Raw genomic sequence first — 14,077 nt, forward strand, 5'->3', positions numbered from 1 at the left:
CCCCAATAATAAGAGGCTCGCTCAATGAACCCGCAAGCTTGCATCAAGGTGGTACTGATCGACGACCATGTCCTAGTTCGGGACGGCATCCGCGCGTTGCTGATGGCCGTGCCCGAACTGGATGTCGTCGGTGAAGCAGGCTCTGGCAACGAGGCGATTGAACTGCTGCGCCAGGTACCGGCGGATGTGGTGTTGATGGATATCGGCCTGAAGGACATCAACGGGCTCGAGCTGACTCAATCGCTACGCAACGAGTTTCCTGATATCCGCGTGCTGATGCTGAGCATGTACGACAACCAGGAGTACGTGAACACCTCGGTGAAAGTCGGTGCCCGCGGCTATGTGCTCAAGGACGCGCCGTCACGGGAGATCATCGTCGCCATCGAGGCGATTGCCGCCGGCGGGACCTACTACAGCGAAGGTGTTGCCCAGAAGCTGGCCAGCCGCGGCGCCGAGGAGCGTGAGCTCACCCCACGCGAGCGGGAAGTGCTGCTGATGCTGGCTCAGGGACATAACAACAAGACCATGGCGCGCGCCCTGCAGATCAGCGTGCGGACGGTGGAAACCCATCGACTGAGCATTCGCCGCAAGCTCGATATAGATCGGCCGGCGGACCTTATGAAACACGCCATGGTGCATGGCTGGCTTCCGGGCCAGCACTAGCGTTTTTTTTACGGAATGTCGGTCGCTGGGCCGTTTGGCCGCTATCGTTGAACAGAGCAGACGCATCGTCATTGGCGCCTGTAGGATTGCCTCAATCGAATCGCCTGCGGATGCCATGCCCTATGTCTGTCATACCTTCTGGCGTGATTCTGCCACCCCCTTTGGTCTACCTGGCTTTCATCGCGTGCGCCTGGGGACTGGCGCAGTGGATGCCGCTCGATCTGCCGGAGCATGAGCTGTCGCGTTACGCCGGTTGGGTTTCGATTGCACTCGGCATCGTATTGATGCTCTGGGCGGCATTGCTGATGTTTCGTCACCGCACGACTATCAATCCCTACGGCAAACCGAGCAGCCTGTTGCAGGCAGGACCGTTTTGCTTCTCACGCAATCCTATTTATCTGGCCGACACGCTGATCTATTGCGGTATAGGGCTATTGCTCGAGAGCCTATGGCCCTGGTTGCTGCTGCCCTTGCTGATCTACTGCATGCAGCGCACTGTGATCGTCCATGAGGAGCGCTTGCTGACACGGTTGTTCGACGACGAATACCGGACCTATCGGCGGCGCGTGCGGCGTTGGCTCTGAGCATGGCCTCGACGCCGTGAGCCTGGCCTATAGTTAAACGAGAATTTCCGGGAGTAGTTTTGATGAATGAAACAAGCAGCGACCGTCGGCGCTTCCAGCGCTTCGCCTTCGATGCCGAAACGGAGCTGGTGCAGGGGCAGCGCCGCTGGTCGGTCGAGTTGCATGATCTTTCGCTGAAGGGCTTGCTGGTGCATCGTCCAGCGGATTGGGATGCCGATCCCTCCCAGCCGTTCGAGGCACGGATACGGCTCGCCGATGACGCCGAGGTGCGCATGGAGGTGGAGACGACCCGTGATGAAGGCGCGCTGATCGGCATGGTCTGTCGGCACATCGACGTCGACTCCATCAGTCATCTGCGGCGGCTGGTGGAGCTCAATCTGGGCGACGAGGCCCTGCTGGAGCGTGAGCTGGCGGCGCTCGGCGAGTCCTGAGCTACCTCCCGCCTGGCCTTATTCGAACAAGGCGTCCAACGCCTGTTCGAGCCGCGTCACGGCGATGACCTGTAGCCCGGCGGGTGCCTCCTTCGGCGCGTTGCCCTTGGGCACGATGGCGCGCTTGAACCCGTGCTTGGCGGCCTCCTTCAACCGCTCCTGGCCGCTCGGCACCGGCCTGATCTCGCCGGATAGTCCTACCTCACCGAATACCAGCAGGTCGGTGTCCAACGGCCGGTTGCGCAGGCTGGAAATCACCGCGGCCATCAGCGCCAGATCCGATGCTGTTTCCAGCACCTTGACGCCGCCCACCACATTGATGAACACGTCCTGGTCGTAGGTGGGAATGCCGCCGTGGCGGTGCAACACCGCCAGTAGCATGGCCAGGCGATTCTGGTCGAGGCCCAGGGTGACGCGGCGCGGGTTGGCCATGTGGCTGGTATCGACCAGCGCCTGTACTTCGACCAGCATCGGCCGCGTTCCTTCCCAGGTTGCCATGACCACGCTTCCGGGCACCGCTTCCTGAGCGCGGGTGAGGAAGATCGCCGAAGGGTTGGTGACTTCCTTGAGCCCCTTGTCGGTCATGCCGAACACGCCCAGTTCGTTGATCGCGCCGAAGCGGTTTTTCACCGCACGCAACAGCCGCAGCCGCCCATCCGATTCTCCCTCGAAATACAGCACGGTATCGACCATGTGCTCCAGTACGCGCGGCCCGGCCAGCGCTCCTTCCTTGGTGACATGGCCGACCAGGAAGATCGCCGTGCCGCTTTGCTTGGCGAAACGCACCAGCAACGCCGCGCTTTCGCGCACCTGGGCGACGCCGCCCGGTGCCGATTGCAATTGCTCGGTGAAGATGGTCTGGATCGAGTCGATGACCATCACCTTGGGTTTTTCCAGCCGTGCGGTGGCGATGATCGATTCGATGCAGGTTTCGGTCATCACTTTGAGCTTGTCCTGCGGCAGATCCAGTCGGCGCGCGCGCATGGCCACCTGCTGCTGGGATTCCTCACCCGTGACATAGAGCGCCGGAAACTGCCGAGCCACATTGCACAGCGTTTGCAGCAAGATGGTCGACTTGCCAATGCCGGGGTCGCCGCCAATCAGCACCACCGAGCCATCGACCAGGCCGCCGCCGAGCACGCGGTCCAATTCGCCGGAAGCCGTGGAGAAGCGCGGCACTTCCTCGACGCTGACTTCGGCCAGGGTCTTGATGTTCGCCTGATCACCCGCCCAGCCAGCTCGGCCCGAGGGTGGCGCGGCGCCGTCGATGACGGTTTCCACCAAGGTATTCCAGGCGCCACAGTCACCGCACTGGCCGGCCCATTTGGGGAAGGTCGAGCCGCATTCGGTGCAGCCATACATGCGCTTGGCCTTGGCCATGGGGTACTCCGTGTCGGACGAAATGGAGTCGCATGATAGCGGCTGGCTTGATCTCCATCAGCCACAAGCACGCAGCAAGTCGCCAGACTGTAAACAAATCGAACAGGAGTCGACCCATGCGCTACATGTTGTTTCTGCATCTTCTTGGCGCCAGCGTCTGGGTCGGTGGGCATCTGGTGCTGTTGTTCAGCGTGTTGCCCGGCGCGGTGCGGGCACGCGACGTTCAGCCGGTACGCGCATTCGAGCAGCTCTACGAGCGGGTCGGGGTTCCGGCCTTGCTGTTGCAGATCGCTACCGGGATCTGGCTGGCCGGGCAGTGGTTGCCGCACTCGCAGTGGTTGGGCGACTCGCCCATTGCTCATCTGGTTCAGGCCAAGCTGGTGCTGCTGGGCTTCACTGCAGCGCTGGGTGTACATGCACGGCTGGCGTTGATTCCCAAGCTGGATGCGCAGCGCCTGCCGCAACTGGGCGTACATATCGTCCTCATCACGCTCACGGCCGTAGCATTTGTGTGGGTAGGGTCAGGGTTCAGGTTCGGCGGCCTTTTCTAGCACCACGAGTGATTGGCTGGGCGGGCATGGTGCAGGGCGAACGGAAGGCAGCCGGCAATTCCGAGCGGCGCGGTATTTCGTACTCGCACCCGTCGCGTCAGGCGGGTCTGAGCGCATGGGTGCGGTAGCGAGAGGCATGCTCAGCCGCAGCAGCGGCCACAGCAACTGCCGCTGGCACGCTTCAGGTCGCGGACGATATCGTTCTTGAGCGCTACGCGTTCCTGCTTCAGTGCGCTGAGCGGCTCGTCATCCAGGGTTTCAACACCCTCTTCCACGCGGCAGATCTGCTTGTCCAGGGCCTCGTAGGTGTCTGCCTTGCGGGGAAACGCCGGGTCTTGCTGGCGCAACTTGTGCAGCTGCTCGCGCTTTTCGGGGAAATCGTTGATCAATGGGTGATGTTCGACGTACATGGTGCCGCTCCGGGTCGTGTCTGAGGGCTCGTACGTTAGCTGTATCTCTTCGCATCGCTTTGACGACGATCAAGACGAGGCCAGTTCCGCGTTTCCGTATGTCATGAAACTGTCTGGCCCGGCGGTTGAACCCAACCTATGCTGCAGAGGGTCGAAGCGCTACGGCGGTCGTACCGGCGGCATATCTTCAATCGAACGGGACAGCATTCAGATGGGCATGATCAGCGAATTCAAAGCGTTTGCAGTCAGGGGCAACGTCATCGACATGGCGGTGGGCATCATTATCGGCGCGGCATTTACCAAGATCGTCTCGTCGTTCGTCGCCGATGTGGTGACGCCGCCACTGGGCATGTTGATTGGCGGTGTGGATTTCTCCGATTTGGCGATCGTGCTCAAGCAGGCCGTAGGCGATACGCCAGCGGTTACCTTGAGCTACGGGCGTTTCATCCAGACGGTGTTCGATTTCACCATCGTGGCCTTCGCGATTTTCTTGGCGGTCAAGGGCATCAACCATCTCAAGCGCAAGGAAGCGGAAGCGCCGTCAGCCCCGCCAGCGCCGAGTAAGGAAGAGGTCTTGCTGACCGAAATTCGCGATGCGTTGCGTGCGCAGAACCGTACCTGAACAAGGAAGCCAGCAGATGGCCGTTCACCCGGGCTGCGGCGTACCGGTCGAGGGTGCCGGCTGGGGCGGATTGGAGCCAGTGGCGAAGTGAAAAGGTCGCCCTGGGGCTGAGGTGCACATGCGGGGCATGCGCTAGCGGGCGGACATCACGTAACAAGCGCTGCTGAACCTTGCGGCCAGCCGGAGGCATCGCCAGAATGGTGGCATCAATCGTGGCCGTCAGGTCGCCCCCCAGCAAGGATTCCCAATGCCCGAAACTGTCGCTGCCGGCCTGCGCCTGGCGCCCGAAGCGCTGACCCGTCCCTTCGAACCCAGCCAATTCGACTTCAAGACCACCGATGAGCTGGAGCCTTTTCTCGGCGTGCTCGGCCAGGAGCGTGCGGTCGAGGCCCTGCAATTTGGGGTGGCGATGCCGCGTCCTGGCTACAACGTCTATGTGATGGGCGAGCCGGGCACGGGGCGGTTTTCGTTCGTGCGGCGTTATCTCAAGGCCGAGGGCAAGCGCCTGGATACGCCGTCGGACTGGGTCTATGTGAACAATTTCGATGAGCCACGTGAACCGCGTGTGGTGGAGCTGCCACAGGGCGGTGCCGCGGAGTTCATCGCCGACATCGGGCAGTTGATCGACAATCTGATGGCGACCTTTCCGGCGGTGTTCGAGCACCCGAGCTTTCAGCAAAAGAAGAGCGCCATCGATCGTGCCTTCAATCAGCGCTACGACAAGGCGCTGGACGTCATTGAGAAGCTCGCGCTGGAAAAGGAAATCGCGCTCTACCGCGACAGCAGCAACATCGCCTTTACACCGATGAAAGACGGCAAATCGATGGACGAGGCGGAGTTCGCCCAATTGCCGGAAGCGGAGCGCGAGCGCTACCACGAAGACATTTCCGCGCTGGAAGTTCATCTGAACGAAGGTCTCGCCAGCCTGCCGCAGTGGAAGCGTGAATCGAGCAATCAGTTACGTCAGCTCAATGACGAAACCATCAGTCAGGCCCTGCAACCGCTATTGGCACCGCTGTCGGAGAAGTACGGCGAAAACGCCGGCATCGAATCCTATCTGCAGGCCGTGCAGGTCAACCTGCTGAAAACTGTAGTCGAGCAGCTGGTCGACGAGAACCGTCCCGACGCGCAGACCCGTCAGTTGCTAGAAGAACAGTACAGCCCGAGCCTGGTGGTCGGGCATCCGCTGGACGGCGGCGCACCGGTGGTGTTCGAGCCGCACCCGACCTACGACAACCTGTTCGGTCGGATCGAGTACAGCACTGATCAGGGCGCGCTCTACACCAGCTATCGCCAGCTGCGGCCCGGCGCGCTGCACCGTGCCAATGGGGGCTTCCTGATGCTTGAAGCGGAAAAGATGCTCAGCGAGCCCTTCGTCTGGGAAGCGCTCAAGCGGGCCTTGCAGTCGCGCAAGCTGAAGATGGAGTCGCCACTGGCCGAACTCGGGCGTCTGGCCACGGTGACATTGAATCCAGCGGTCATCCCGCTCAATGTCAAGGTGGTGATCATCGGTTCAAGGCAGCTGTACTACACGCTGCAGGATCTCGATCCGGACTTCCAGGAGATGTTCCGCGTACTGGTGGACTTCGACGAGGAGATTCCTTTAGCCGAGGACAGTCTCGAGCAGTTCGCGCAGTTAATGAAGACGCGTACTTCGGAAGAGGGCATGGCGCCGTTGACCGCTGCGGCGGTGGCGCGGCTGGCGACCTACAGCGCACGGTTGGCCGAGCATCAGGGACGGCTGTCGGCGCGAATTGGTGATCTGTTCCAGCTGGTCAGCGAAGCGGATTTCATCCGCCAGCTGGCCAAGGATGAGGTGACCGACGTCGGTCACATCGAGCGTGCTCTGAAGGCTAAGGCCACTCGCACCGGACGTGTCTCGGCGCGTATTCTCGAAGACATACTCGCAGGCGTCATTCTCATAGACAGCGAAGGCGCGGCGATCGGCAAGTGCAACGGCCTGACCGTGCTGGAAGTCGGCGACTCGGCGTTCGGCATGCCGGCGCGCATTTCCGCCACCGTCTATCCGGGTGGTTCGGGTATCGTCGACATCGAGCGAGAGGTCAATCTCGGCCAGCCTATTCACTCAAAGGGTGTGATGATCCTGACCGGTTTTCTCGGCAGCCGCTATGCGCAGGAATTTCCGTTGGAGATTTCCGCCAGCATCGCCCTGGAACAATCCTATGGCTATGTCGATGGCGATAGCGCCTCGCTCGGCGAGTGCTGTGCGCTGATTTCGGCCATTTCGCGCACGCCACTCAAGCAGTGCTTCGCCATCACTGGTTCAATCAATCAGTTCGGCGAAGTGCAGGCGGTCGGCGGCGTCAATGAGAAGATCGAGGGCTTCTTCCGTCTTTGCGAAGCACGTGGATTGACTGGTGAGCAGGGCGCGATCATTCCCTTTGCCAACGTCACGACGCTGATGCTCGACGAACGCGTACTCGATGCCGTGCGTCAGGACCGGTTCCATATCTACGCGGTCCGTCATGTGGATGAAGCGCTTTCGCTGCTGGTGGGCGAGCCGGTAGGCGCCGCGGACAAGGACGGGCAGTTTCCCAAAGGCAGTGTCAACGCCCGGGTGGTGGAGCGTTTGCGCGATATTGCCGAGATTGAGCTGGAAGACGACAACAAGGGCGATGCGACCTCTCCCGAGGTGGCGCTGGCAACGACACAGGCAAAGGGGCTGAGCAGAGCGAGTAGCCTCCACATTGACCACTAACTGAACGGAACGATACGAGCGGCGGCAGGTCTGCAGAGGAGGAGAGGTCCCACTCTCTGTCCACATGGTTATCCACAAATTTTGGGGATAAACAGGTTGGCCGCCCATTCGTCCAGGATGGCGGTGCGCAACCTAGCGCGAGGATCGCCGTCATGTCTCACACGCTCTGTCTGAACCGCCAGTGCCTGGGCCTGGTTACGCGTATTGAATGCATCATCCGTCCATTGGCCGGAGGCAATGGCTTGTGGACTTTGCTTTGTGCGGCTGGCATCAATGGAGGTCAACCTACCGCCATCAAGGCGCAAGGCCCATTCCATGGCTCTCGCGAGGCTGAGTCGGTGCTTAAGGCGATTGCAAGTAATCTCCATGGGCAGGGTTATAGCGAATCCGATTCGCCCTCGATCTGGCAGCTGCATATGCAGGCGGAGCTGCGCAAGATAAACGCCAATCAAGCCCGTTACCTGGGCGGATGGGAATCCAGGACCTGATTGCCGCTCCGGCCGGCTCGCGCTGCTAGGCGGCATTTCCCATCGGACGCCACTGCCCTGTATTTTTTATCCACATGAAAAAACCCGCCTCACAGAGCCGTCTTGAAGACTCCGTGGCGCTGCGTATACTCGCCTGCCGGTATCCGCTCGCAGTGAGAACAGATGGAACGCTTGATCGAGAACACCATGTATGCCGCCCGATGGTTGCTGGCGCCTATCTACTTTGGCTTGGCGTTCGCCTTACTGGCCTTGGCGATCAAATTCTTTCAAGAGATCTGGCACATCCTCCCGGCCGTGCTTTCGCTGAGCGAAGGCGAGCTGATCCTCAAGCTGCTCTCGCTGATCGATATGGCGCTGGTCGGTGGCCTGCTCGTGATGGTGATGCTTTCCGGCTACGAGAATTTCGTCTCGCAGCTGAATGTCGACGAAGGCAAGGAAAAGCTCGACTGGTTGGGCAAGATGGACTCCGGCTCGCTGAAGATGAAGGTTGCCGCCTCGATCGTGGCAATTTCGTCGATTCACCTGTTGCGCATGTTCATGGACGCTCAGCAGCTCGAGAGCGAGCAGTTGATGTGGTACGTGATCATTCACCTGACGTTCGTCTTCTCCGCCTTCGCCATGGGTTACCTGGATAAGCTCACCAAACACTGAAGCACACGGCTCCGCGGCCGGGCGATGCGCTTTGGCTTTCATGCCCGGCGTCAAGCGCCGTGAGGCCGCTAGCGGGGCCGAGACGAATCCCGTCTGCGAGCTGTGCTAGGCTGTCGGCCCTTTTTTCCAGCGGAGTCCAGGCATGACCGACCTCAACCTATCCACCGACGAAACGCGCGTGAGCTACGGCATCGGTCGTCAGCTGGGCGACCAGCTGCGCGAAAACCCACCGCCAGGCATCAGCCTGGATGCCGTGATCGCTGGCATTCGCGATGCTTTTGGCGGTGCCGCCAGTCAGGTCAGTCCGGGAGATCTCAACGCCAGCTTTGCTGTGATTCGCGAGCGCATGCAGGCTGAAGCACAACGCAAGGCAGAAGCCGCCGCGGGTGAAGGTAAGGCTTTCCTAATCGAGAATGGCAAACGCGACGGCGTTACTACGCTGGCGTCGGGCCTACAGTACGAAGTGCTGACTGCGGGCGAAGGCGCCACGCCCAGTGCCGACGATCAGGTTCGTACTCATTACCACGGCACGCTGATCGACGGCACGGTATTCGATAGTTCCTACCAGCGCGGTCAGCCGGCCGAGTTTCCGGTGGGCGGTGTGATTGCCGGTTGGACCGAAGCACTGCAACTGATGGGTGTGGGCAGCAAATGGCGTCTCTATGTGCCGAGCGAGCTGGCTTACGGCGCCCAGGGTGTCGGCAGCATCCCTCCACACAGCGTGCTGGTGTTCGACGTCGAATTGCTGGCCGTTCTGTAAATAACAACGCTACGGGCGCAACGCCCGGGCGTAGGAGAACAGGAACAGGTTGCGCACCTGTTCCTTGAGCACACAGGGTTCGCTGGTGCTCAGTTCCTGCAGGTCCAAATCGCCCAGGTCACGAAGCTCGTCCAAGGCGTCTCCCTCTAGCGAAACGCATATCGCACCCGTATTGCGATCAAGGATCCTCAGGTAGGGGTGTGGTCGGTCCAGCCAGGCATCGATCAGATAAGTCATGTTCGCCTCCAGTTGATTTGCTTAATGAGAATAATTGTTATTTGCAAACATGCAAGCGCCAAAATTCTCAGTGCCGATCAATGGTGGTCGGACCGATGTGGGCAGATAGGGTGGACGTTGAAATGAGGGTGCTTAAGCGCACCCTTTGACTGAAAGGTTAGTGTGTGCGAGCGACAGCGAAACGGCTGAGTTCCACTAGGGCGTCCCGATAGCTATTGCTCGGAATGAGTTCGAGGCAAGCGATGGCCCGATCGGCGTAGTCGCGTGCCAGGCGGGCGGTGTATTCAAGAGCGCCAGACGCTTCTACTGCGTTGCGAATGCTTTCGAGATCTTCGATGCCGCCCTTCTGGATAGCCTTGCGCACCAGTGCAGCCTGGTCGGCTGTGCCCTCGCGCATGGTGTAGATCAACGGCAGGGTCGGCTTGCCTTCGGCCAGATCGTCACCGACGTTCTTGCCCAGGGTTTCGGCGTCACCCTGGTAATCCAGCAGATCATCGACCAGCTGAAAGGCGATGCCTAGATAGTCGCCGAAAGTGCGGAGAGCCTCGCGCTGCTCATCATTGGCGCCGGCGAGCGTGGCGGCGCTGTGGGTGGATGCTTCGAAGAGCATCGCGGTTTTCCCACGGATGACTTCCATGTAGACCGCTTCCGTGGTGCTGGCATCGCGCACCTTGGACAGCTGCAGCACTTCGCCCTCGGCAATGACTCGAGTGGCCTGGGAGATGATGCGCATGACCGGCATCGAGCCCAGGTCGACCATCATTTCGAACGAGCGCGCATAAAGAAAATCGCCGACCAGCACGCTAGGCGCGTTACCCCACAGGGCGTTGGCCGTGGAACGGCCGCGACGCATGCCCGACATGTCGACCACGTCGTCATGCAGCAGTGTCGAGGTGTGCAGGAATTCGATAATGGCGGCCAGCAGGCGCAACTGCTCGCCTTTGAGTCCCAGTGCGTTGCCGCTGAGTAGGACCAGTAGCGGGCGCAGGCGCTTGCCGCCAGCCGAGGTGATGTAATCCCCGATCTTTTCCACCAGCGGTACGCGGGAAGTCAGCTGGTTGCGGATAATGCCGTCAACGGCGGCAAAATCTTCAGCCACTACTTGGTAAAAGGCCTGGGGTTGCATCGGGGACCAGTACTCCTCGGAGGTTGCGCGGCATGCTATGGGGCGGGTCAGGCACTGTCAAGGCAAGGCCAGGCGGCTATTGCGCCGACATGGGTGGATGCGTACAATCGCGGACCCTGAACTTTCCCCCTGGGCATTTCCCTGCCTTACGCAATTGCAAGGGCGTCCCTTCCGGCCCCAAGCAGCCATGCCAGCCACTAACTATTTCACTTAAGCGCTGGGTGAGCAGGATCAACGGAGATACACAGATGTACGCAGTTATCGTTACCGGCGGCAAGCAATACAAGGTCGCCGAAGGCGAATACCTCAAGATTGAAAAACTCGAAGTTGCCACTGGCGAAGCCGTCACTTTTGACCGCGTTCTGCTGATTGGCAACGGCGACGATGTCAAGATCGGCGCTCCGGTGGTTGATGGTGCCAAGGTCACTGCTGAAGTGATCGCCCAAGGTCGTCATGACAAGGTCACCATCATCAAATTCCGCCGTCGTAAGCACCACATGAAGCGTCAGGGCCACCGTCAGTGGTTCACTGAGGTCAAAATCACCGGTATTCAGGGCTAATCGGGCCTGAATCCCCTTATAGGAGTATTGAACTCATGGCACACAAAAAAGCTGGCGGTTCCACCCGCAACGGTCGCGACTCAGAAGCCAAACGCCTTGGCGTGAAGATGTACGGCGGCCAGGTCATCAAGGCCGGTAACATCATCGTGCGTCAGCGCGGTACCCAGTTCCACGCCGGCTATGGCGTAGGCATGGGCAAGGATCACACCCTGTTTGCGAAAGTGGAAGGCGTGATCAAATTCGAAGTGAAGGGCGCTTTCGGCCGTCGCTACGTGAGCGTCGTCGCGGCCTGATCGCGGCGTTGCTGGAAAAGCCCTGTCATGCGACGGGGCTTTTTTGTTTCTGTATTCTCTGTAGGGCTCTTGCAAAACACTGCTTTGCTCTAGTTTCGCTGGGTTTCGCAAGACCCTTATATTCCTGTTTTCTAGCCCGTCCTTGCGGCGGGAGGCGTTCCCATGAAATTCGTCGATGAAGTATCGATTTTTGTAAAGGCCGGCGACGGCGGTAACGGCATGATGAGCTTCCGTCGTGAGAAGTTCATCGAAAAAGGCGGCCCTAACGGCGGCGATGGTGGTGATGGCGGCTCTGTTTATCTGGAAGCTGACGAGAACCTCAATACGCTCGTCGATTACCGCTATACCCGCCGCTTCAATGCGCCGAATGGCCAGAAGGGTGGCAGTACCGAGTGTACTGGTGCCAAGGGTGAGGATCTGATCCTGCCGGTACCGGTCGGTACCACGGTGATCGACGCCGCTACTCAGGATGTCATTGGTGACCTGACCAAGGCGGGGCAGCGGCTGCTGGTTGCCCAGGGCGGCTGGCATGGCCTGGGTAATACCCGCTTCAAGTCGAGCACCAATCGCGCGCCACGGCAGACGACACCAGGCAAGCCAGGTGATGCGCGTGATTTGAAGTTGGAGCTGAAGGTGCTGGCTGACGTCGGTCTGCTGGGGTTGCCGAATGCTGGCAAGAGCACCTTTATTCGCTCGGTCTCTGCGGCCAAGCCGAAGGTCGCCGATTATCCGTTCACGACGCTGGTACCGAACCTGGGTGTGGTCAGTGTCGGCCGTTACAAGAGCTTTGTAATCGCCGATATTCCGGGTTTGATCGAGGGTGCGTCCGAGGGTGCGGGTCTGGGGATTCGCTTTCTCAAGCACCTGGCGCGTACGCGTCTGTTGCTGCATCTGGTCGACATGGCGCCGCTCGACGAGAGCGACCCTGCCGATGCGGCCGAAATCATTCTGAACGAGCTGGAGAAATTCAGCCCCGCGCTGGCTCAGCGTGATCGCTGGCTGGTGCTGAACAAGGCAGATCAGTTGCTTGAGGAGGATCGCGAGGAGCGGGTTCGTCAAGTAGTCGAGCGTCTTGAGTGGACTGGGCCGGTGTTCGTTATCTCTGCGCTGGAAAGCGAGGGCACCGAGGCGCTGAGCCAGGCCATTATGCGTTATCTGGATGAGCGCACGGTGCGCATTGCCGAAGAGCCTGCCTACGCCGAAGCGCTTGCTGAGTTGGATCAGCAGATCGAGGACGAAGCGCGCGCGCGTCTGCAGGAGCTTGATGATCAGCGCGCTTTGCGGCGTGCTGGCGTCAAGGCTGCAGCCGATGCGGATGATGACGACTTCGATGATGACGACGATGATGAGGGTGGTGCGGAAATCTTCTACGTGCGCTGAGCTTTGCTTCGTGTAGTTGCGCATCAATAGGTTGGTCGTCGGGCTGTCTCTTGCAGCTCACGAATGGTTTGGCCGGATATTGGATAGAAGGCGGGATCGATGCGGGACAAGGTGAGCGGCGCGCGGCGCTGGGTGATAAAGATTGGCAGCGCCTTATTGACGGCTGATGGGCGCGGCCTTGATCAGGCCGCCATGGCGGTTTGGGTCGATCAGATGGTGGCGCTGCGGCAGGCCGGAGTCGAGCTGGTGTTGGTGTCCTCCGGTGCGGTTGCCGCAGGTATGAGTCGCCTCGGCTGGGTGGTTCGACCGAAGGCTGTTCATGAGCTGCAAGCCGCCGCTGCGGTGGGTCAGATGGGGCTTATCCGTGCTTGGGAAGCCAGCTTTGGTCGCTGCGATCAGCAGACCGCACAGATTCTGGTGACCCATGACGACCTGTCTGACCGCAAGCGTTATCTCAATGCGCGAAGCACGCTGCGCACGTTGGTCGATCTGGGCGTCGTGCCGGTTATCAATGAAAACGACACCGTTGTCACCGATGAGATCCGATTCGGTGACAACGATACCCTTGCGGCGCTGGTGGCGAACCTGGTTGAAGCCGACTTGCTGGTGATCCTTACTGATCGCGATGGCATGTTCGATGCGGATCCTCGTAACAATCCCAGCGCCAATCTAATCAGCGAGGCGCGTGCTGACGATCCTGCGCTGGATGCCGTTGCGGGCGCGACAGGTGGTGCGCTGGGTCGTGGCGGCATGCAGACCAAGCTGCGTGCGGCGCGTCTGGCAGCGCGCTCCGGGGCGCATACGGTAATCATTGGTGGGCGCATCGAGCAGGTTCTGGCTCGTTTGAAAGCGGGTGAGCAGTTGGGTACCTTGTTGGCGCCTGAGCGCAGTCGGCACGCCGCGCGCAAGCAGTGGCTCGCCGGACACCTGCAGACACGAGGCTCGGTCACATTGGATGCGGGCGCGGTGCATGCGTTGAAGCAGGGCAATCGCAGCTTGCTGCCTGTTGGCGTCAAGGCGGCCCAAGGCGGTTTTCGGCGTGGCGAGATGGTGGTTTGCGTCGGGCCGGAGGGGCAGGAGGTAGCGCGCGGTCTGGTCAATTACAGCGTTGCTGAAACTCAGCGGATCCTTGGGCGATCGTCCGATGAAATCGAAAAGCTCCTCGGCTACGTCGACGAGCCCGAACTCATTCATCGCGACAACATGATTCTTGTATGAGGTA

Annotated in this window: 17 protein-coding genes; 13 read left to right on the forward strand and 4 right to left on the reverse strand. The window is 60.3% G+C overall.

The genetic code is table 11. The features are described 5' to 3' along the window. Positions 1–24 precede the first annotated feature (24 nt). The 3 genes from CH92_RS03740 (at position 25) to CH92_RS03750 (ending at position 1,678) form a co-directional block, all read left to right on the forward strand. Complete coding sequence (locus CH92_RS03740) at positions 25–663, forward strand: response regulator (RefSeq protein ID WP_025240435.1); 639 nt, start codon at positions 25–27, stop codon at positions 661–663. A 122-nt stretch (positions 664–785) separates the two neighbouring features. Beyond that, positions 786–1,247 carry a methyltransferase family protein gene (locus tag CH92_RS03745; RefSeq protein ID WP_025240436.1) on the forward strand — a complete coding sequence of 154 codons (462 nt, stop codon included), beginning with the start codon at positions 786–788 and terminating at the stop codon, positions 1,245–1,247. A 62-nt stretch (positions 1,248–1,309) separates the two neighbouring features. Next, the gene (locus tag CH92_RS03750) at positions 1,310–1,678 is read left to right on the forward strand and encodes a PilZ domain-containing protein (RefSeq protein ID WP_025240437.1); all 369 of its coding nucleotides are present in this window, start codon (positions 1,310–1,312) and stop codon (positions 1,676–1,678) included. Positions 1,679–1,696: 18 nt separating this feature from the next. Here the strand turns inward: CH92_RS03750 and radA are convergent, their stop codons facing one another. Continuing rightward, positions 1,697–3,058 carry a DNA repair protein RadA gene (radA, locus tag CH92_RS03755; protein ID WP_025240438.1) on the reverse strand — a complete coding sequence of 454 codons (1,362 nt, stop codon included), beginning with the start codon at positions 3,056–3,058 and terminating at the stop codon, positions 1,697–1,699. Between the two features lie 116 nt (positions 3,059–3,174). Between radA and CH92_RS03760 the strand changes: the two genes are divergently transcribed. Beyond that, a complete protein-coding gene (locus CH92_RS03760) occupies positions 3,175–3,609 on the forward strand; it encodes a CopD family protein (RefSeq protein WP_025240439.1) in 435 nt (144 codons plus the stop codon). Positions 3,610–3,749: 140 nt separating this feature from the next. Here the strand turns inward: CH92_RS03760 and CH92_RS03765 are convergent, their stop codons facing one another. Then, complete coding sequence (locus tag CH92_RS03765; protein ID WP_025240440.1) at positions 3,750–4,019, reverse strand: YdcH family protein; 270 nt, start codon at positions 4,017–4,019, stop codon at positions 3,750–3,752. 211 nt (positions 4,020–4,230) lie between these two features. On the opposite strand from CH92_RS03765, the gene mscL reads away from it, so the two are divergent. From mscL to CH92_RS03790, 5 genes are all read left to right on the forward strand, one after another. Then, a complete protein-coding gene (gene mscL, locus CH92_RS03770; protein ID WP_025240441.1) occupies positions 4,231–4,641 on the forward strand; it encodes a large-conductance mechanosensitive channel protein MscL in 411 nt (136 codons plus the stop codon). Between the two features lie 247 nt (positions 4,642–4,888). Next, positions 4,889–7,360 carry a Lon protease family protein gene (locus CH92_RS03775; RefSeq protein WP_025240442.1) on the forward strand — a complete coding sequence of 824 codons (2,472 nt, stop codon included), beginning with the start codon at positions 4,889–4,891 and terminating at the stop codon, positions 7,358–7,360. Positions 7,361–7,512: 152 nt separating this feature from the next. Then, positions 7,513–7,848, forward strand: a complete 336-nt coding sequence (locus CH92_RS03780; protein WP_025240443.1) for a hypothetical protein — start codon at positions 7,513–7,515, stop codon at positions 7,846–7,848. A gap of 162 nt (positions 7,849–8,010) precedes the next feature. Further along, positions 8,011–8,499, forward strand: a complete 489-nt coding sequence (locus CH92_RS03785) for a TIGR00645 family protein (protein WP_025240444.1) — start codon at positions 8,011–8,013, stop codon at positions 8,497–8,499. A gap of 142 nt (positions 8,500–8,641) precedes the next feature. Then, positions 8,642–9,259, forward strand: a complete 618-nt coding sequence (locus tag CH92_RS03790; protein WP_025240445.1) for an FKBP-type peptidyl-prolyl cis-trans isomerase — start codon at positions 8,642–8,644, stop codon at positions 9,257–9,259. Positions 9,260–9,268: 9 nt separating this feature from the next. On the opposite strand, the gene CH92_RS03795 is transcribed toward CH92_RS03790, so the two are convergent. Both CH92_RS03795 and CH92_RS03800 read right to left on the reverse strand, forming a co-directional pair. Further along, a complete protein-coding gene (locus CH92_RS03795; RefSeq protein WP_025240446.1) occupies positions 9,269–9,496 on the reverse strand; it encodes a hypothetical protein in 228 nt (75 codons plus the stop codon). Positions 9,497–9,653: 157 nt separating this feature from the next. Then, positions 9,654–10,622: a polyprenyl synthetase family protein gene (locus tag CH92_RS03800; protein WP_025240447.1), complete on the reverse strand. Its 969-nt coding sequence runs from the start codon at positions 10,620–10,622 to the stop codon at positions 9,654–9,656. A gap of 248 nt (positions 10,623–10,870) precedes the next feature. On the opposite strand from CH92_RS03800, the gene rplU reads away from it, so the two are divergent. From rplU to proB, 4 genes are all read left to right on the forward strand, one after another. Then, positions 10,871–11,182 carry a 50S ribosomal protein L21 gene (gene rplU, locus CH92_RS03805; protein ID WP_003302133.1) on the forward strand — a complete coding sequence of 104 codons (312 nt, stop codon included), beginning with the start codon at positions 10,871–10,873 and terminating at the stop codon, positions 11,180–11,182. Between the two features lie 35 nt (positions 11,183–11,217). Beyond that, positions 11,218–11,475 carry a 50S ribosomal protein L27 gene (gene rpmA, locus CH92_RS03810; protein ID WP_025240448.1) on the forward strand — a complete coding sequence of 86 codons (258 nt, stop codon included), beginning with the start codon at positions 11,218–11,220 and terminating at the stop codon, positions 11,473–11,475. Positions 11,476–11,637: 162 nt separating this feature from the next. After that, the gene (gene cgtA / locus CH92_RS03815) at positions 11,638–12,855 is read left to right on the forward strand and encodes an Obg family GTPase CgtA (RefSeq protein WP_025240449.1); all 1,218 of its coding nucleotides are present in this window, start codon (positions 11,638–11,640) and stop codon (positions 12,853–12,855) included. 99 nt (positions 12,856–12,954) lie between these two features. Then, complete coding sequence (proB, locus tag CH92_RS03820; RefSeq protein WP_025240450.1) at positions 12,955–14,073, forward strand: glutamate 5-kinase; 1,119 nt, start codon at positions 12,955–12,957, stop codon at positions 14,071–14,073. Positions 14,074–14,077 lie beyond the last annotated feature (4 nt).

It is taken from the genome of Stutzerimonas stutzeri (assembly GCF_000590475.1).
In the GTDB taxonomy this organism is placed as follows: Bacteria; Pseudomonadota; Gammaproteobacteria; order Pseudomonadales; family Pseudomonadaceae; genus Stutzerimonas; species Stutzerimonas stutzeri_D.

Bases quoted from the DNA above. Each gene is read 5' to 3' on its own strand.
- CH92_RS03740 (WP_025240435.1), top strand. From the start codon at position 25: ATGAACCCGCAAGCTTGCATCAAGGTGGTACTGATCGACGACCATGTC.
- CH92_RS03745 (WP_025240436.1), top strand. From the start codon at position 786: ATGTCTGTCATACCTTCTGGCGTGATTCTGCCACCCCCTTTGGTCTAC.
- CH92_RS03750 (WP_025240437.1), top strand. From the start codon at position 1,310: ATGAATGAAACAAGCAGCGACCGTCGGCGCTTCCAGCGCTTCGCCTTC.
- radA (WP_025240438.1), bottom strand. From the start codon at position 3,058: ATGGCCAAGGCCAAGCGCATGTATGGCTGCACCGAATGCGGCTCGACC.
- CH92_RS03760 (WP_025240439.1), top strand. From the start codon at position 3,175: ATGCGCTACATGTTGTTTCTGCATCTTCTTGGCGCCAGCGTCTGGGTC.
- CH92_RS03765 (WP_025240440.1), bottom strand. From the start codon at position 4,019: ATGTACGTCGAACATCACCCATTGATCAACGATTTCCCCGAAAAGCGC.
- mscL (WP_025240441.1), top strand. From the start codon at position 4,231: ATGGGCATGATCAGCGAATTCAAAGCGTTTGCAGTCAGGGGCAACGTC.
- CH92_RS03775 (WP_025240442.1), top strand. From the start codon at position 4,889: ATGCCCGAAACTGTCGCTGCCGGCCTGCGCCTGGCGCCCGAAGCGCTG.
- CH92_RS03780 (WP_025240443.1), top strand. From the start codon at position 7,513: ATGTCTCACACGCTCTGTCTGAACCGCCAGTGCCTGGGCCTGGTTACG.
- CH92_RS03785 (WP_025240444.1), top strand. From the start codon at position 8,011: ATGGAACGCTTGATCGAGAACACCATGTATGCCGCCCGATGGTTGCTG.
- CH92_RS03790 (WP_025240445.1), top strand. From the start codon at position 8,642: ATGACCGACCTCAACCTATCCACCGACGAAACGCGCGTGAGCTACGGC.
- CH92_RS03795 (WP_025240446.1), bottom strand. From the start codon at position 9,496: ATGACTTATCTGATCGATGCCTGGCTGGACCGACCACACCCCTACCTG.
- CH92_RS03800 (WP_025240447.1), bottom strand. From the start codon at position 10,622: ATGCAACCCCAGGCCTTTTACCAAGTAGTGGCTGAAGATTTTGCCGCC.
- rplU (WP_003302133.1), top strand. From the start codon at position 10,871: ATGTACGCAGTTATCGTTACCGGCGGCAAGCAATACAAGGTCGCCGAA.
- rpmA (WP_025240448.1), top strand. From the start codon at position 11,218: ATGGCACACAAAAAAGCTGGCGGTTCCACCCGCAACGGTCGCGACTCA.
- cgtA (WP_025240449.1), top strand. From the start codon at position 11,638: ATGAAATTCGTCGATGAAGTATCGATTTTTGTAAAGGCCGGCGACGGC.
- proB (WP_025240450.1), top strand. From the start codon at position 12,955: ATGCGGGACAAGGTGAGCGGCGCGCGGCGCTGGGTGATAAAGATTGGC.